The sequence below is a fragment of the Cohnella hashimotonis genome (assembly GCF_030014955.1).
GTDB classification, from domain to species: domain Bacteria; phylum Bacillota; class Bacilli; order Paenibacillales; family Paenibacillaceae; genus Cohnella; species Cohnella hashimotonis.
The window spans coordinates 2,424,529-2,441,725 of sequence record NZ_JAGRPV010000001.1 but is presented as its reverse complement, the minus strand read 5'-3'; the positions used below and the strand labels follow the sequence as shown (position 1 = coordinate 2,441,725).

At 58.3% G+C, this 17,197-nt stretch carries 13 protein-coding genes; 2 read left to right on the top strand and 11 right to left on the bottom strand.

Going from position 1 to position 17,197, the window contains the following annotated elements:
* Positions 1-51 precede the first annotated feature (51 nt).
* The 3 genes from KB449_RS09520 to KB449_RS09510 all read right to left on the bottom strand — a co-directional run bounded on the left by KB449_RS09520 (position 52) and on the right by KB449_RS09510 (position 6,113).
* Entirely contained in the window at positions 52-1,422 is a 1,371-nt protein-coding gene (locus tag KB449_RS09520; RefSeq protein WP_282908150.1) for an ABC transporter substrate-binding protein, read from the bottom strand.
* Between the two features lie 84 nt (positions 1,423-1,506).
* Positions 1,507-3,366 (bottom strand): cache domain-containing sensor histidine kinase, encoded by a 1,860-nt coding sequence (locus tag KB449_RS09515; RefSeq protein ID WP_282908149.1) that lies wholly within the window; start codon positions 3,364-3,366, stop codon positions 1,507-1,509.
* 110 nt (positions 3,367-3,476) lie between these two features.
* The gene (locus KB449_RS09510; RefSeq protein ID WP_282908148.1) at positions 3,477-6,113 is read right to left on the bottom strand and encodes a glycoside hydrolase family 78 protein; all 2,637 of its coding nucleotides are present in this window, start codon (positions 6,111-6,113) and stop codon (positions 3,477-3,479) included.
* Between the two features lie 256 nt (positions 6,114-6,369).
* On the opposite strand from KB449_RS09510, the gene KB449_RS09505 reads away from it, so the two are divergent.
* Complete coding sequence (locus tag KB449_RS09505) at positions 6,370-7,434, top strand: LacI family DNA-binding transcriptional regulator (RefSeq protein WP_434082549.1); 1,065 nt, start codon at positions 6,370-6,372, stop codon at positions 7,432-7,434.
* Positions 7,435-7,471: 37 nt separating this feature from the next.
* On the opposite strand, the gene KB449_RS09500 is transcribed toward KB449_RS09505, so the two are convergent.
* Positions 7,472-8,446, bottom strand: coding sequence for an AraC family transcriptional regulator (locus tag KB449_RS09500; protein ID WP_282908146.1), 975 nt, complete (start codon positions 8,444-8,446; stop codon positions 7,472-7,474).
* 144 nt (positions 8,447-8,590) lie between these two features.
* Between KB449_RS09500 and KB449_RS09495 the strand changes: the two genes are divergently transcribed.
* On the top strand, positions 8,591-10,006 hold the full coding sequence (locus KB449_RS09495; RefSeq protein WP_282908145.1) for an MFS transporter: 1,416 nt from the start codon (positions 8,591-8,593) through the stop codon (positions 10,004-10,006).
* A gap of 89 nt (positions 10,007-10,095) precedes the next feature.
* Here the strand turns inward: KB449_RS09495 and KB449_RS09490 are convergent, their stop codons facing one another.
* The 7 genes from KB449_RS09490 to KB449_RS09460 form a co-directional block, all read right to left on the bottom strand.
* Positions 10,096-10,485 (bottom strand): hypothetical protein, encoded by a 390-nt coding sequence (locus KB449_RS09490; RefSeq protein ID WP_282908144.1) that lies wholly within the window; start codon positions 10,483-10,485, stop codon positions 10,096-10,098.
* A 459-nt stretch (positions 10,486-10,944) separates the two neighbouring features.
* Positions 10,945-11,958 (bottom strand): ureidoglycolate dehydrogenase, encoded by a 1,014-nt coding sequence (gene allD / locus KB449_RS09485; protein ID WP_282908143.1) that lies wholly within the window; start codon positions 11,956-11,958, stop codon positions 10,945-10,947.
* 20 nt (positions 11,959-11,978) lie between these two features.
* Entirely contained in the window at positions 11,979-12,872 is an 894-nt protein-coding gene (locus tag KB449_RS09480) for a dihydrodipicolinate synthase family protein (protein ID WP_282908142.1), read from the bottom strand.
* Between the two features lie 41 nt (positions 12,873-12,913).
* A complete protein-coding gene (locus KB449_RS09475) occupies positions 12,914-13,873 on the bottom strand; it encodes a phosphoglycerate dehydrogenase (RefSeq protein WP_282908141.1) in 960 nt (319 codons plus the stop codon).
* Positions 13,873-14,700 (bottom strand): carbohydrate ABC transporter permease, encoded by an 828-nt coding sequence (locus KB449_RS09470; RefSeq protein WP_282908140.1) that lies wholly within the window; start codon positions 14,698-14,700, stop codon positions 13,873-13,875. Before KB449_RS09470 ends, KB449_RS09475 begins: the two co-directional genes overlap by 1 nt.
* 9 nt (positions 14,701-14,709) lie before the next feature.
* On the bottom strand, positions 14,710-15,582 hold the full coding sequence (locus tag KB449_RS09465) for a carbohydrate ABC transporter permease (RefSeq protein ID WP_282908139.1): 873 nt from the start codon (positions 15,580-15,582) through the stop codon (positions 14,710-14,712).
* Between the two features lie 81 nt (positions 15,583-15,663).
* Positions 15,664-17,022, bottom strand: a complete 1,359-nt coding sequence (locus KB449_RS09460; RefSeq protein ID WP_282908138.1) for an ABC transporter substrate-binding protein — start codon at positions 17,020-17,022, stop codon at positions 15,664-15,666.
* Positions 17,023-17,197: the final 175 nt, after the last annotated feature.

Here is a 17,197-nt window from a genome sequence, read left to right as displayed (position 1 = left end):
GGGGACGTCCGTCCCCCGCGCGCCGTTATTGCCGCTACGACGACTTGAAACTTAGAAGCCCGGGAGCACCTTCGCTTTGCCGTCTTTCTGGTAGTTGTCGCTGAATTCCTTGATCGCCTTGTCGATGTTGCCGTCGAGGAAGAAGTTTTGCAGCGTCTTGGAGAAGTCCACGAAGGACGGCGTCAGGCGATTCTGGATGTTGACTTTGGACTTGCCTTCGTCGATGTATTTCTTGACGTCCTCCTGTACCGGATAAAGCTCGCTGGTGGCTCCCTTGAAAATCGGGATTCCCGGCTTGTTCGCGTAGAACAGGTCGACGTTTTCCGGCTGGAGCATGAACTTCACGAGCTCGATCGCCTCCGCCGCGTGCTTCGCCTTGTCCGGCACCATCAGCTGGTTCGGCGGCGTGATCATCGCCGTGCCCGTGTCGGTCGCGGAAGGGAACGGGAAGAAGCCGACGCTCTTCGCGACAAAGTCCTTGCCGAACTTCTTCTCGAGCTGGGCGATGACGCCGTCCAGCATGAACGTCATCCCGACCTTGCCTTCGCCGAACTCGTTTTGCAGCTCGTCGTACGTGCCCGACATGACGTTGTCTTGGTACAGGCCGAGCGCCTTCAACTCTTTCTGCTTCGCGAACAGATCCTTCAGCTCCGCGATGTCGGCCAGCTTCAATTCGTTCGAATTAAGCTTCGCCACGCCTTCGTCGCCGATCGCCGGATCAACCTGCGTCACCCAGCCCGTGAAATAGAAGATTTGAGGCGGCCATGCATCCTTGACGCCCTCGTAGAACGGCGTCACGCCGGCTGTCTTAATCTTCTTCGCGATCTCGACGAGGTCCGCGTAGTTCTTCGGCGGGTTGACGCCCGCTTTCGCGAAGACGTCCTTGTTGTAGAACACGCCCATCATGCCCGTCGATCCGTACGGAACGCCGTAAATCTTGTCGTCCTGTACCTGCGCCTGCTTGATGGAATCGATGACGTTGTCCCACACGCCGGCCTCGTTCGACCATTCGTGCAGCGTCTCGTCCGCGCGCAGCTTCACGTACTGCTTCGTCCCCGGCTGCATGAGGAACAGATCCGGGAAGTCTTGCGTGGAAAACCGCGTCTTGATCAGATTGTCGTAGTCGCCGCCCGGCAGCGCCTGCAGCTCGACCTTGTTGCCCGTCTTCTGCTGATAGGCATCGAAGATCTTCGTGAACGCCGTCGTGTCTTCCGTATTCGAGATCACAAAAGTCAGCGTGACCGGGTCTTTGGCCGGCTTGGCGCCGGACGTGCCGCTTGCTGCCGGGGACGATGCGCCGCTTGCTGCCGGGGACGATGCGCCGCCTGCATTATTGTTGCCGTTGCCGCCGCCGCAAGCGGCCAGCGCCGCCGCGCTTACTGCCAGGACCATGACCGATGCTAATGCTCTCGATTTTCTCATTCGAGCAACCCCTTCAATTCGTAATCGCTTACAACTCGATTATAGGGAAGCGCTTTCCCTGCTCCCATTCACGAAATCGACCGTTTATGTTGAATATTCCGACCTTATCTGCGGAAGCGCAAAATCGTTGTCGATCGGGAGCACAAGCGTGATGCGGGTTCCGACGCCCTTGCGGCTGTCGATTCGAAATGACATGCGTTCTCCGAAGCGGATCGCGTACCGCGTATAGACGTTGCGCACGCCGATGCCGCCTTCGGCAGCCGAATCGGGCCACTCCTCGCGGTGCAGCTGCCAGTTCAGCTTCGCCCGGAGCTCGCCGAGGCGCGTCTCGGAGATGCCGACGCCATCGTCCGTGACGGCTAGGTGGACGCCGTCCGGCTCCCTGCGGGCCGAGATCCGGATCGTTCCCTTCCCGCGCTTGCGCTCGATGCCGTGGAAGACGGCGTTTTCGACGAGCGGCTGCAGCGTCATTTTGAGCACGGGAAAACCGTAAAGCGACTCCTCGATATCCTGCTCGTAGACGATTTTATCGTCGAAGCGGATGCCTTGTATTTTCATATAGGCGTCGATCTGCTCGAGCTCTTCCTGGAGCGTCACGATCTCATCGCGGTTCCTCGTGTTGTAGCGGAACATGTCCGCGAGTGCCTGCGCGACCTCGCCGATCTCGCCGACCTTGTAGTAGTCCGCCATGGCGCGAATGCTGTCGAGCGTATTGTATAGAAAATGGGGATTAATCTGCGAGTAGAGCATCTTGAGCTCTACCTCCTGCAGCTTGATCTGGTTGACGTACTTCGTCTCGATCAGCGTCTGCAGCTCGTCCTGCATGGCGTTGAAGTTCGCGGCGATCCGACCGATCTCGTTGTTCGGTCCGACCGCTACGCGCTCGGAGAAGTCTCCTCTCTTCAGCCTGTTAACTGTCTTGTACAAATGGAGAATCGGCTTCGTGATGACTCTTCCGAACAAGACGGACAACAAGAAGGTAAATGCGAATGCGACCAGTGCCGTATAAAGCACGGTCGTCTTGATGCGGTCGAGCGGACCGAAAATTTCGCTTCGCGGCATGACGAGCACAATCTTCCAGTTCGTATAGTTCGATCGGGTATAGGAGGCGAGCATGTCTCCTCTATCGCTGTTGAACCAGAACTTGCCCTTCGAACCGGTCGCCCGCGCGACGAGTTCGGTTGCCGGCGCAGGGCCTGGCAAGGTGCCGGAAGTATATACCGTCTCGTCGTTCTGATCGAAGACGACGATTCGGCTGCCGGCCGACAGATCGTCGCTCTGTCCGATCGTGCGGAACAACTCGTCGTTGTATTCGACGCGAACGACGATGAATCGCTCGGGATTGGAAAAGTCCCGGATCAGAATAGACGACGCATACGAGGTGTTGTCCGCGTCGATGCTGCCGTCGCCTTCGCCGCGTCCCATAAAGTACACGCCGCCGTCGGCCGCGATCGTGCGCAGGAACCAGTCGGCATTGCGGATTTTCGCTTCGGCGGGAGGCTTGAAGTCGTCGGAAGCGCCCAGCAGCTCGCCGTTGCTGTAATAAATCTGAAAACGGCTGAAGCCGCGGATCGGCGTGGCGTTGAAGCTCTTCAAATAAAGGTTCACGAGATTTTGGCGGAACAGAAATTTCTGCTGCTCGCTCATTTCGGCGTAAGCGTTGATGCCGTCGATATACTGCTGGTCGTAATAGGGGGCAAGCAGCAGATTGCGTTTGCTGTGGAAGTCGTTGTCGATGTTGTTCTCGATCTGTCCGACGATCTGGGAGCCCGCGGATTCGATCCGATCGGCCATCGTCTGATAGGAAATATAAAAGGAAGCCGTGCCGACGAGCGCGATGCACAGCAGGATGACGATAAAATAGCTAAAGAGCAGCGTCGTTCGGATCTGGGAGAACCAGGCCCGAACCCTCCCGATGATCCATCGACCGGCGTTCGTTCCCATAAAATCTTCTCCCTCTCTCGAACTCGACTGCTCTTGAATGTCTTCTCTTTATACCATTCCCTTCGACCCGCCTTCAAGAGGTTCGAAGACAGGGAACGACTGGCATCGCTTTACTCTCCCAATCGGCTCTCGAACGCGTACGCGCCCGATCCGAGCTCGAAGCTCGACTCGCCTGCCTCGGCCGGTCGACCGTCCGCGACGATGCCGCTGCCCGGAACATGGACGATGGCGCTCGCGTTCGCCGGCACCGTGACGCGCAGCTTGAAAACGCCGTCCGCCTCCAGCGTCCAGGCCGATTCGTAGGTGCCGTATAGTGACTCGTAGGAAGCTTCGACCGACGTAATCCGCCCGCCCGGGCGGGGCTTAATAATTGCGCGGCGGAAGCCCGGGGCCGAAGGGTCGGCCTCGATGCCGCCCATATAGCGGTACATCCATTCGCCCACCGAGCCGAGCGAGTAATGGTTAAAGGAGTTCATCGACGGCGTCTGGAAGCCGCCATGCTCGGTCCAGCCGTCCCAGCGTTCCCAGATCGTCGTCGCGCCGTGCTTGATCGAGTACATCCAGGACGGGAACTCTTCCTGCGTCAGCAGGCCGTATGCGACATCCAGCCTTCCGTTGTCCGTCAGCGCGGGCAGCAGGTAGCCGACGCCCAGGAAGCCGGTGGATAGCCGGCCGCCGCGGGCAGCGATATTGTCGGCGAGATGGCCGATCGCCAGCTCCCTTAGCCCTTCGGTGAGCAGCTCGAACTGCAGGGCGAGCACGTACACCGTCTGTGTCTCGCCGTGAATGCGGCCGTCCTCCGAGACGAATGCACGGCGGAACGCGTGAGCGATGGCCTGATGCAGGCTCGCGTACGTCTCTTCGTCGTCGCGTCGGCCGAGCGCGCCGGCGATCCGGCTCAGCAGCTTGGCGCTGTATGCGAAGTAGGCCGTTGCCAGCACCTCGTTCGGCGTGTCCGCTTCGATCGACAGCCAGTCGCCGTAGTTCGCGTAGTCGGGACGGATCAGCCCTTTGCTGTTCGTCCGCAAATACGCGACCCAGCGCACCATCGCTTCGTAGTGCGTTTCCAGAATGCGCGTATCCCCGTACATCAGGTACAGCGTCCATGGAATGACGACGCCGGCGTCGCCCCAGCCCGCATTGTCCGGCGCGAACCAGTTGAGTCTCGTATTCCACATCTTGTGGCGGATCCAGCCCGCGTCCGGCGCCACGTCGGTGAACGCGCCCGACGGCTGCTGGCAATCGATCATATCCCACATATATTTCGTGAAAAACCGCGATACATCCATATTGTAAGAAGCCGTCCGTGCGAAAATCTGGGCGTCGCCGGTCCATCCCAGCCGTTCGTCCCGCTGCGGGCAGTCGGTCGGCACCGAGAGGAAGTTGCCCCGCTGTCCCCAGGAGATGTTCGATATCAATTGGTTGACCATCGAATCGGACGTCCGCAGGCTTCCCGTCGGACGCGTGTCGGAATGAACGACTTTGCCGACGATCGTATCCAGTCCGGGCTCGCCCGGATAGCCGATCAGTTCGACGTAGCGGAAGCCGTGGAACGTGAAGTGCGGTTCGTACCGTTCTTCGCCTTCGCCCTTCAAAATGTAATGTTCCTGCTGAACGGCGACCCGCAGATTATCCAAATAGAGCGAGCCGTCGGGGTTCAGCATCTCGGCATGGCTCAGGGTCACTTGGGTCCCCCGTGCGCCGCGAACACGCAGTTCTGTCCACCCGACCATGTTTTGCCCCATATCGTATATATAAGTGCCCTTCTCAGTCTTGCGAATCGAGATCGGCTTCATTTCCTGCGTCACGCGGACCGGCGGCTCGATCGAAGCGGTCAGCAGGCCGTTGTAGCCCGCGCGAACGTCCGGACGTTCCCAGCCCGAATCGTCGTAGCCCGGTTGATTCCAACCCGTCAGCTCCAGCCTGGCGTCATAAGTCTCCCCTTTGATCATGTCGGAGTAGACGATCGGTCCTCTGGCGGTGCGCCAGCCGGCATCGGTCTCGACGGATTCGCGGCTGCCGTCCTCGTATTCGATATTGAGTTGGAGGAGGAAAAAAGGACGTTCCCCATACACGTGGTTGCCGAGAAAACCGACGGTTCCCGCGTACCAGCCATCGCCGAGCACGGCGCCGACGACGTTCGCCCCTTCATTTAGCCACGGCGTTACGTCGTAGGCTTGCGTCTGCACGCGCTTGTCGTAATCGGTAAAACCCGGCGCGAACAGATCGCCGATCCGGCGGCCGTTGATATGCAGCTCGTACAGACCGAGCGCAGTCGCGTACACCGTCGCCCGGCTGATTGCGCCGTTCGTCCGGAATGGCTTGCGAACGTAAGGCGACGGTTGAAGCGCTACGTTCGGCTGCGCCTTGGCGCCGATCCAGGATCCTTTCCATTCGTCGCGATGAAGAAGGCCCATCGTCCAGAAAAACGCTTCGCTCCAATCCGAAGCAATGGCCTCGCGGTTCCAGGAACGGACCTTCCAATGGTATCGGCCTTCCGATTGGAGCGGCTTGCCCTCGTAAATGACATGCGTCGTCCGGTCCGAAGCGACCTCGCCGCTATCCCACATATCTCCCTCATCTCTAGCGAGCGCTTCCAGCGAGGAGGCAACTAAAATGCGGTAGGCGGATTGCGATGCGTGGCGTTCATCCGATTGCAGCTTCCAGAAAAAGCGGGGCGCCGTCTCGTCAAGGCCCAGCGGGTTGATCATGTACTCCGTTCTTCCGTCTATCGCTTGCCACTGCACATTCATTCCTCCCAGTCGTTCAAGTTTAGTTTTGTTAAGCTCAAAATACTTTGTTAAGTATACTATTTAGTTTGTTTATTGTAATTTATCGTATCACTATACGTTTTTAGCGTCAATACGAAACTGAAAGCGCTAATATATAGCCATTTAACTGAATTTTTCTAAACGAAACTAAACTTATAACAATAAACTTGTCACCATCGCCTAAACCACTTAAACTAAACTTAACAAATCTCGAGGAGCAATGTTCGTGAAGATGGAGGATATCGCGAGGCTGGCGGGCGTTTCCAAAGCTGCCGTCTCCCTAGCGTTCAGCGGCAAACCGGGGATCGGGGAAGAGACGCGAACGCGCATTTTGAGCATCGCAAAAAAAGCGGGTTATACGCCCCGAAGGAGCGCACCCGCGCAGGAAGCGGCGACGGTTGCGAATGCGCCTGTGGAAGACGCGGCGCCATCGCTGCTGTTTTTGGTCATTGCGAATGCCGGCATCGTCACTTCCCAGTATGACCGGCAGCCTTTTTTTCGCGAGCTCATTCATTTTCTCGAGCAAGGTTCGCGCGCCGGCGGCTTTTCGCTGCTCATCTCGGCCATCGATATGGCGCGCTTTGAAGACGATCTCCGGGCCATTGCCGAGATGCACGCGGATCGCGGCGTTATTTTACTTGGCACTAACTTGGATAAAGAGACGTTAACCCGCATCGCGGAGCGGCTGCCGAAGCTGATCGTCCTGGACACTTGCTTCGAGACGCTTTCCATCCCGTTCGTCTACACGAACAACGTGCTGGGGGGATATCAGGCCGGGGCTTGGCTGTGCCGATCCGGACATCGGACGATCGGCTACGCCGCGTCGGACGTCCGGATCCCTAACTTCGACGCGCGCCGGAGGGGCTTCGACGATGCGATGCGGGAATGGTCGGTCGTCGTGGCGGCCGACCATGAATATTCCGTCGACCCGATGCTGCCCGCGGCGCAAGCCGCATTTCAGAACAAAATCGCAAAGTTGCGGAACGACGGAAAGCCGCTGCCGACGGCCATATTCTGCGAGAGCGATTTTATCGCGATCGGCGTCATGAAGTCGCTTGCGGAGCTTGGCATCCGGGTTCCCGAAGACGTATCCGTCATCGGCTTCGACGATATCGCCGAAGCGGTCATCGTATCGCCGGAGCTGACGACCGTTCGCGTAGACAAAGAAAAGATGGTACGCAGCGCCGTCCGGCTAGCGACCTCGCTTGACGAGTCGCCGTCCGAAGGCGGCATGAACATCTCCGTCGCTACCGCCTTGATCGAGCGCAGATCGAGCGCAGCACCTCCCTCGGTCTAACCGTTTTAAATTCGATCGCCCCCGCACGATGCTTTCTTTAATCTACCGCAGCGGCTCCGGTCCATGGGACGGCCGACTTGCGCATCGCCTTGATATCCTGCAGCGGCGGCAGGCCGAACAGCCTGCGATATTCCCGATTGAACTGCGACGGACTCTCGTAGCCGACGGCCAGCGCGGCCGTCGTCGCGCCCACCGGCCCGCTCAGCATCAGGCGCCGCGCCTCCTGAAGGCGAAGCTGCTTCTGATATTGCAGCGGGCCGATCGTCGTGATCGCCTTGAACTTGTGATGCAGTCCGGAGACGCTCATGTTGCACGATTTGGCGAGCTCCTCGACGGTGAACGAACGCGCGTAGTTTTCCTTGATCCACTGGATCGCCTTGCCGACGCCGTCCGCCCGTTGATCGAACAGCACCTTCTGAAAAAACATATGGCCGTTATCGCCCGACAGCAAATGAAAAATCATTTCCCGCTTAAGCAGCTCGGACAGAAAACGAGCGTCGTTCGGCTTGTCGAGCAGCTTCAGCAGCCGCGAAAAGATGTCCAGCAGCTCCGCATCCGACTTCCCGACAAAAGCGCCCTTGCTCAAGCCTTTCTCCCAGGATTCCGCGTCGATCCCCGCCTCCATCACCACGGAAGCGATCTCCTGCGTCGTAAAGTCGATGCGCAGCCCGATATACGGCGAGCGCTCCGTCGCCCCCACGACTTGCGCGGAGGCAGGGATGTCGATCAGCGACGCCAGATAATCGCCCGCTCCATAACGGTACACTTCCTGTCCCAGATACAGCTTCTTCCCGCCTTGAAGGATCAGACAAAAAGAAGGCGTCAAAACGCCCGGGATGCACTCCGTTTCCCGGCTGCGCTTCACGATAGAGAAGTACGGTACGACGGTCGACGTACGTCCTTCTGCCAACGAAAACCGATTGGTTAAGGCCAGTAGCTGGTCCAACGCCTTCTTATGAATGGATAACGGCTTATCGTGCGTCCCGCCCGCATCCGATCCCGACTCCGGCATATCGCTCGACCTCCTTCACTCTTTCAAGTATCATATTGCAGCTTTAGGCAATTTTCAAGCAGGAAAGGTCTACTTCCCGCCGCCGATTCGATTCATAATACGGATCAGAGACACACATTCTATCGGGGAAAGGAACTTGCCTGCATGCTGCAATCGAAAGGCATCATTTTAACGATCATTATCGCGTGCCAGCTGCTTGTCGTGCTGGACGCCTCCGTCATGGTGACGTCTATTCCGGAGATCGGCCGCTCACTTCATATGTCGACCGTCAGTTTGACGTGGGTTCAGAACAGCTACATTTTAGCCTTCGGCGGTTTTCTGCTGCTCGGCGCCCGGGCCGGAGACCTGCTGGGCCGCAGAAGGATGCTCGGCGCGGGGATCGGGCTATTTACGCTGACGTCCCTGCTCGCCGGTCTGGCGCCGACTGCCGAAGTGTTGCTTGTTTCCAGGGCGTTTCAAGGCTTTGCGGCCGCGCTGGCCACGCCAGCTGCGCTGGCCCTGCTGTCGGCCACGTTTACGGAGGAAAAGGAGCGGTCGAGGGCGATCGCGATGTACAGCGCGGTAGCCGGCGCGGGCGGCGGCGTCGGTCTCTTGCTCGGCGGATTTTTTACCGATTTTATATCGTGGCGCGTCGGGATGTTTATCAATGTTCCCATCGGCATCGTTTTAATGTACCTGGTGTGGCGTTACGTGTCGGAATCGGAGACGAGGACCGGCCGGTTTGATCTTTGGGGCGCGCTGACGTCCGTCGTCGGCATGACCGGGCTAGTTTACGGCTTTGTCCAGGCCGCGGGTCAAGGCTGGGGGTCGACGGAGACATGGATCTGGCTCGGCATCGGGATCGTGTCGCTGACCGTCTTCGTGCTTGTCGAAAAGCGTGCGGTCGAGCCGATCGTGCCGCTGCGGTTGTTCGCGAGCCGTCAGCGCTCCGGGGCTTATCTGGGTCGGTTTCTGCTGGTTGGTGGCAACTTTTCGCTCTTTTTCTTTATCCCGCAGTATTTGCAAAATGCGCTTGGCTTCGGTTCTCTTGAAGCGGGTTTAGCCTTTCTTCCGTTTACCGCGGCGCAATTCGGCATGATGTTCGTGATGCAAAGCCTCGTTCGCCGTTACGGCAACCGCAAATTGTTGATCGTCGGCCTGCTGCTGGCGGTCATCGGGACGCTGTTGATGAGCCGGACGATCGCCGCGCAAACGGCGTATTTCCCGCAAATGTTTTTCCTGATGGCGATTATGGGCATCGGTTCCGGCTTGATGTTCCAGCCGCTCACCGCGCTTGGGCTTTCGAACGTCGACGCTCGCGATTCCGGCGCGGCTTCGGGTCTGATCAACGTAGCGCATCAGAGCGGCGCCTCGCTGGGCCTCGCGATTCTCGTCACCGTTTTTAACGCATCGATTCAAGCCGGGCAAGTCTCCGGGCAGCCATTCGCGCATGCGGTCTCGCATACTTTGCTCGGTTCCGCCGTCTTCCAGGCATCCGCCCTGGCGGCGTCGCTTCTCCTGCTGATGTCTGTGCGTACATGGGCCCAAAAACCGAAGCGTCTCGCTGCTCGCCGGCGTTAAGACTTAAAGACCGAATTTCGTCGAACAAGCCAACCGTGCCGTTCCTTCAACTACGAATTCGTACTTGACCGCGGTACGGTTGGTGCTGTTCAAAATTGATCGGTTATGTCCTCCCATACCTTCAAATCGGGCAGCTTCTGCATGCCCCAATAATCGAGGCACATCCGAATGACTTCGTTCTTATCCGTCGTCGAATAGCTGTAATGACGGAAGGCTCCGTCGGCATGCTCCAAGCGCAGTTCGACCGTAAACCCTTCGCCGGCCTCCGGAGAAGGCACCGCCTGCATGTAGACACTTTCGCCGACCGGAGCGCTCGGCTCAAGCACGATAAAATCATCGAGGTCAGTTTCAAATCCAGTTACGATGTCGACGATGACCGAAGCCTCTATCGCTTCGTTAGGATACGTCGCCCCCTGCGTCGTAATGGTGTAAGTCACGTCGTTGGCGCCATTCAAGCCCAGGTTCACCGATGGAGTCATCTTTGCCTGCTTGCCTCCTCAAAGGTTAATGTGTGCCTCCGAGTCTCTCAAACGTTGATGGACTCCGGAAGATCATATTTATATAAACATACCCCAAATTTCGGCGTTGTTCCACATTCATCCAGCTCCTGTCTGCCGGGAGCGTGAAGCGGTTAGGGCCGTTCAACCGGGCCGTTCAACCGAGCTGCGGGACTGGTTGTTACCCTATACAGCTGCGGTACGGGATAAAAGAGAAAAGACCGGGCGGTTAAGCCCGGTCTTTGAGGTTCGAGGAGCAAATCGGTCTTACCAAGGTAATGGAGCTCTGTACAGCGTCACTTGACGGGTTAGCAGGTTTCTCCAAGGCAAAATAGCTCTGTACAACGCCACATGACGGGTTAGCAGGTTTCTCCAGGGTAAAGTAGCTCTGTACAGCGTCACATGACGGGTTCGCAGTTTTCTCAGACGCTCTTCAAAGAACTATTTTCCCGTTAAGTATCTATATATCGTCTCCGTCACAGCCACGCCGTCCTTCATGCTCTTCGCTTCACGCAATTGCTCGGGCTCCCCGGGAACCAACACTTGTCCGAACCCTTCCGCGGGCTTCGACTGATGGAGCTCGTCGATCATGCGGTCCATGTTGTCCAAAAAGAAATCCGGGTCGCCGAACATCGCAGGATTAATGACGCAATAAAAGTGTCCGAGCTTGCGTTTTCGGTCGTAAGACCCGTACATTTCCATAATATGCGGTCCAAATGCAGCCCCCACCATAATGCCCGACATAATGTCGACGACCATGGCCAGACCGTAGCCCTTCGGGCCGCCGAACGGCAGCAGCGCCGTGACGTCATGCGGATTCGACGTCGAGTTGCCGGACGCGTCCACGCCCCAGTCGCCAGGAATGTCGATGCCGGCTTCGCGCGCGTGGAACACTTTGCCGAAAGCGACCTTGCTCGTCGCCATATCCAGAATGATCGGGCTGTGGCTTCTGGCCGGGAAACCGTAGGCGATCGGATTCGTACCGAAGAAGGATTCGGCCCCGCCGAAGGGAACGACGCCCTTGTCCGTATGCGTCATCGCCATACCGATGAGGCCCGCCTGTGCCGCCTGATTTACGAAGTAGGACAACGCCCCGCAGTGGCTGCTGTTCACGACGCCGATCATGCCGACACCGTTCTTCCTTGCCAACTCAATGGCATGATCCATGGCCGCCTTGGAGACGACATGGCCGAAGCCGTCGTCCCCGTCGAATATGGCGGTGACGGGACCGGTATCCCGGATGGAGAACCGAGGATTCGTATTGAGGCCGCCTTCCCGAACGCGCCGTGCGTAGTGCTCCGTACGCAGGACGCCGTGCGAACGGACGCCGCGCGCATCCGCGTGCACCAGCACCTCCGCTACGGTGTCCGCCTGTTCGGCTGGCACGCCGGCAGCCTGCAGTTTTTCCGAGCAAAGCCGCATCAGCTCATCGCAGGCTACGACAACGTCAGTCATTGGCCGCCATCTCCTTCGCCTTAACCGAATTGCGGCAGTTCGCTCAACTGGCGCTGCAGCTCCTGCACTTCCCCGGCAGGGAGATCCAGCTGCGGCGCGCGCATGAATCCGACGTCTATGCCTCTCAGCTTCAGCGCTTCTTTGAAATAAGACATGTTGCTGCCGCTCTTCAGCGCCTCGCAGTATCGGATCGCGATCCGCTGCAGCGCGCGCGCTTTTTCCAGATTCTTTTCCTGATACGCGTTGTATACCGCTACGAACGGTTCTGGATAGACGCAGGACACGCCGGAAATAACGCCATCGCAGCCCATCGCGAGCGCGGGCAGCAGCAGGCGGTCCGCTCCCTGCATAACGGAGAAGCTACCGCCGTTGATCGCCAGGTATTCGTTCGTCCGCAGCATGTCGGGGTAGCTGTATTTCACACCGACGACGTTTTTGCAGCGGTCCGCCACGCGCTGCGCGACGTCGGTCTTCAGATCGTTCGATGCGCACTGCGGAATGTTGTAAAGGTACATCGGGAAGTCGTCCGGAATGCTGGAGGATACGGCGACGTAGTATTCTTCCATCTCTCTGTCGTTTGCGCCGAGGAACAGCGGCGTGACGACGCCGATGCCGTCCGCGCCGATCTCGTGCGCATGCCGGGCGAGCGCGATCGTATCGCCCAGCGTCGCAGTACCCGCGTGAATGAACACGGTGACGCGGCCCGCCGCCGTCTTGACGACCGTCTCCGCGATCGCCTTGCGCTCCGGCACGCTCAGCCGGATCATCTCGCCGGTCGTGCCGAGCGGGAAGAGGCAATGAACGCCCTTCGAGATCAAAAATTCAGTCAGCTGCGCGACCTTCTCCAGATTCACATTGCCGTCCCGGTCGAACGGGGTGACCATCGCGGTCGTAACGCCATATAAACGTTTCATGGGGAACCTCCAGCGGATTATAGTTTAGGATTCGAGATCAGCTATCTGAGCAAATTCGCGGGTTCCCGGCCAGCGAACACGTCCAACAGCGCCTGCGCCGTCGCCAAGCCGACGCGCCGGTACGTCTCCGCCGTCTCGGCGGCCGTATGCGGCGTTGCGAGCAGGTTGTCCAGCCGCAGCAGCGGATTGTCGGCAGCGACCGGCTCGCGCTCATAGACGTCGATCGCGGCGCCGGCGATGCGCCCGCCCTGCAGCGCCCGGTACAGCGCTTGCTCGTCGACAAGCGCGCCGCGCGCCGTATTAACGAAGTAGGCGCTCTCCTTCATCATGCCGAACTGCGCGTCGCTCATCATATGATGCGTCTCCTTGAGACTGGGCAGGTGCATGCTGACGACGTCGCTCTGCCGCAGCACCTCGTCCGAGCCGACCAGATCCACCCCAAGCGCCTCCGCTTTGGCCGCGTTCGGGAATTTATCGTAAGCAATCAACTTGACATCGAACCCCTGCAGCTTCCTCGCAACCATCTGCGCGATGTTGCCGAAGCCCAGCAGACCGACGGTTCTGCCCGCCAGCTCAACGCCGACACGGCGGTCCCAATAAGCACGCTTGGCGGATTCCTGGAGCGCGGGGATGTTGCGCATCATCGACAGGATCAGGCCGACCGTCAGCTCCGCGACGGCGTTGGCGTTGCCGCCGGGCACGTTGGTCACTTGGATGCCGTACGCCTTGGCCTGCGCCAGATCGATATTATCCACGCCGACGCCGAAGCGCGCGATGGCCTTCAGCTTCGGCGCATGCTTGAATACGGCTTCGTCCCACGTATCCACGCCCGCCACGACGGCGTCGATGTCGCCGACGAGCGGGATCAGCTCTTCGTACGTATGCGGACGTCCGAGCTTGTTCTCGACGATCTCGCAGCCCGCTTCCTCCAGCAGCCGCTTGGCCTCCGCGCAGAGCGCGGCATAGTTCGTCGCCGTTACGAGCACTTTTTTTGCCGCCATTACTTGACGCCTCCTACGGTCATGCCGCTAACCATGTATTTGGATGTGAAAAGGTACATGATGACAACCGGGATCGAGGCGATGATCGAGCCGCCCATCAGCGGCGCCCAGGCGAACACATCGCCCACGATCATATCGGCCAGGCCGAGCGTGATCGTCTTGTCCGTACCCTTGGTCACCACGACGAGAGCATAGAGATATTCGCTCCAGCAAAGCGTGAAGGAGAAGATGAAGGTCGCCGCGAGCCCCGGCGCCGCAAGCGGGAGCACGACGCTCCGCAGCGTGCGCGCCCGGCTGCATCCGTCGATCATCGCCGCTTCCTCGATCTCGAGCGGAATCGACTTGAAGTACGAGATGAGCATCCACGTCGCATAGGGAATCGTGATCGTCGGATAGATCAGCATCAGTCCCCAGATCGAATTGCTCACGCCGAGGGCGGACACCAGCATATAGAGCGGAATGAACAGGACGGACCGCGGCATGAGATAAGCGTACAGAATGCCTTTGGAGACGACGCCGCGTCCGCTGAACTTCAGTTTCGATATCGCGTAAGCGGCCAGCATGCTCACGCCGATCGAGAACACGGAGACGACCAGGGAGACAACGAGGCTGTTTTTGACGTTTTTCAGGAAGCCTTTTTCGAACAGCTTGTCGTAGCCCGCCCACGTGAAGTCCTTCGGCCAGAAATTCGGCGTCAGATTGTAGATCTCGCCTTGCGACTTAAACGAAGTGTTGAACATCCAGTAAAGCGGAAATAGAGCGCATACAAGCATGAAGGCCAGGGTGACGTAAACGACGACTTGTTTGGTTAACGATCTGTTTTCCATAGGAATCACCTAATCCGCCGAGGCGAGCGAGCGCTTGGTCACATAGTTGATCAGCATGATCAACGGCGGCATCGTCATAATGGCGATGGCGATCGCTTTGCCCAGACTCATATTCAAAAATCCGATCGTATAGCTAAGCGTGGACAGTACCTGCGTTCCGTTGTCCGGACCGCCGCGCGTCAGCAGCCAGATGATCTCGAAGTCGTTCAGCGTCCAGATCGTCGTCATGACGGCCGCCAGGATCGTGACTTCCTTCACCGAAGGGAGCGTCATATAGAAGAAGCGCTTGACCGCGCCGGCGCCGTCCAGCATGGCCGCCTCATACATTTCCTTGGAGACCGACTGCAGGCCGGCCAGGATCGCGATGCCCATGAACGGAATACCGCGCCAGACGTTGACGATGATGACGGACATCATGGCGAGGTCGGGCTTGGCCAGCCAGCCGATCGGGCGGCCGATCGCATTGATTTTCAGCAGCAGGTAGTTCAGCACCCCGCCGACGTCGGAGTAGATCCATTGCCAGGTGAATACGGAAACGATGGTCGGGATCGTCCAGGGCAGGAACAGCAGCACCCGAAACAAGTTACGGAAAATGATCTTTTCGTTCAGCACGAGCGCCATAACCATGCCGAAAGCCGACTTCAGCACGACCGCGACCGCGGTGAAAATAATCGTGTTTTTGACGGTTTTCCAGAACGTCGGATCCTTGAGCAGATCGACGTAATTTCCGAGGCCGATAAAATGGGCGGGCATGCCGACCGTCTTGTCGGTGAAGCTCAAGTAAAGCGCCCAACCGAACGGCAGCAGCATAATTGCCAGCAGATAAACCAGCACGGGACTCATCAGCAGGTATGCGAGCTTGTTGTCCAATCGTATTTTCAAATGGAATCCCGCCTTACATTCGTAATGAAGGGATGAACGGACGGACCGTCATCCCTCCCCCTTTACTCCAAGTTGTCTAGCTTACTTGTTGTATATCTCCTGCACCTTCGCCTGCAGATCCTTGATTGCGGCCTCCGGCGTATAGCTGGATTCGAGCAGCAGCTTCTGGAACGTATCGTTGACGACCCGCAGGTTGAACACTTCGCCGGCCTTCGGGTTGTATTCGCCCGGATAGCCGAGGAAGTTGAAGCCTTCGACCGAGTCGACAAACGCCTTGTTTTTCTCTTCCTGCCATACCGCCTCCTTCGTGAGCGCGGTGTAGATCGGTCCCGTCAGCGGCGCGCCCGTCTCGATCCACGTCTTGTACCAGTCCGGCGCGAGAATGTAAGCGATGAACCGCTTGGCCAGTTCCTTGTTCTTCGAATCCTTGAAAATGCCGAGGTTGTTGCTGATGCCCGGGATAAACGTGCCTTTCGGACCGGCCGGATATGGCGCGATGCCCGTTTTTTCGTAAAGGTCAGAATTGTCCTTCTTGATCGTCGCCAGCACGCTTCCGGTGTTGAAGATCATGGCCGCCTGTCCGCTCAAATAAGCCTTGTTGTTGCCGCTGTCGTCCCATCCGATCGCGCTCGGCGGCGTGCTCTTGTCGGTCAGGAAGATGTCGCGGATAAACGATGCCGCCTGGACCGTCTCAGGAGAGTCGGCGATGACGGTTTTACCGTCCTGCGTATCGACCGAGCCGCCGTGCGCCCAGATGATGCCGCGCGTCAGGAATTCCGCGTCGGAGTTTCCTTTGCCGTAGCCGATACCGGCGCCGTACAAGCCTTTGCCCGGATCGGTCAGCTTTTTGGCCATGTCTCTGAATTCGTCCCACGTGGCCGGCGGCGCCGTGTAGCCGGCCGCTTGCAGCAGATCCTTGCGGTAGTAGAGCACCTGCGATTCGGTCCAGAACGGTACGCCGTACTGTTTGCCGCCGAAGGTGACCGCCTTCTTTACGTTCGGACGAATTTCGCCGTTTTTGCTTTCGAGATCGCCGACGAGATCGCTTACATCCTCAAGCACGCCTTGTCCGTAAAATTGGCCGACCTCCTGATAGCCGAAGAAGGAGACGTCTGGCACGCTTTTCGACTCGATCGCCGCGGTCCACTTCGGATAGAAATCCTCGTATGCGATGACTTCGACATTGACGTCGACGTTATTCTCTTTGCCGAATTGCTTGGCTCGCTCGACGATCAGATTGTTTTGATCCTCGAACAGCTGCTTTTTCATCCAGAAGGTGAGCTTGCCCTTCTCGCCGGCAGGCGCCGCAGCGCCGGACGAGCCCGCAGCATCGCTTGTGCCGCTATTGCTGGCGCTATCGCCGCCGTTATTGCCGCAACCGGCGAGAAGCGCGGAGAGCAGAGTGACGGCCGCTACTTTATTCCACCAAGTCTTTTTCATTGACGAACCTCCAAGTTGAGTAGAGTTCTGCGCGTGACCGGCTGTCCTGTCCGGCTACACCATCATCATAAAACGATCGCGCATCGGTTAAAATGGCAACTATTTAACGCCGATGATACAAAATTAACAGGATGCTAGGCCGGGCGGCGGGCATTACGGAAATTCGTTCCGCTAT

Coding starts and splice junctions, on each gene's coding strand:
- KB449_RS09520 (WP_282908150.1), bottom strand. CDS start 1,422: ATGAGAAAATCGAGAGCATTAGCATCGGTCATGGTCCTGGCAGTAAGC.
- KB449_RS09515 (WP_282908149.1), bottom strand. CDS start 3,366: ATGGGAACGAACGCCGGTCGATGGATCATCGGGAGGGTTCGGGCCTGG.
- KB449_RS09505 (WP_434082549.1), top strand. CDS start 6,370: ATGGAGGATATCGCGAGGCTGGCGGGCGTTTCCAAAGCTGCCGTCTCC.
- KB449_RS09500 (WP_282908146.1), bottom strand. CDS start 8,446: ATGCCGGAGTCGGGATCGGATGCGGGCGGGACGCACGATAAGCCGTTA.
- KB449_RS09495 (WP_282908145.1), top strand. CDS start 8,591: ATGCTGCAATCGAAAGGCATCATTTTAACGATCATTATCGCGTGCCAG.
- KB449_RS09490 (WP_282908144.1), bottom strand. CDS start 10,485: ATGACTCCATCGGTGAACCTGGGCTTGAATGGCGCCAACGACGTGACT.
- allD (WP_282908143.1), bottom strand. CDS start 11,958: ATGACTGACGTTGTCGTAGCCTGCGATGAGCTGATGCGGCTTTGCTCG.
- KB449_RS09480 (WP_282908142.1), bottom strand. CDS start 12,872: ATGAAACGTTTATATGGCGTTACGACCGCGATGGTCACCCCGTTCGAC.
- KB449_RS09475 (WP_282908141.1), bottom strand. CDS start 13,873: ATGGCGGCAAAAAAAGTGCTCGTAACGGCGACGAACTATGCCGCGCTC.
- KB449_RS09470 (WP_282908140.1), bottom strand. CDS start 14,700: ATGGAAAACAGATCGTTAACCAAACAAGTCGTCGTTTACGTCACCCTG.
- KB449_RS09460 (WP_282908138.1), bottom strand. CDS start 17,022: ATGAAAAAGACTTGGTGGAATAAAGTAGCGGCCGTCACTCTGCTCTCC.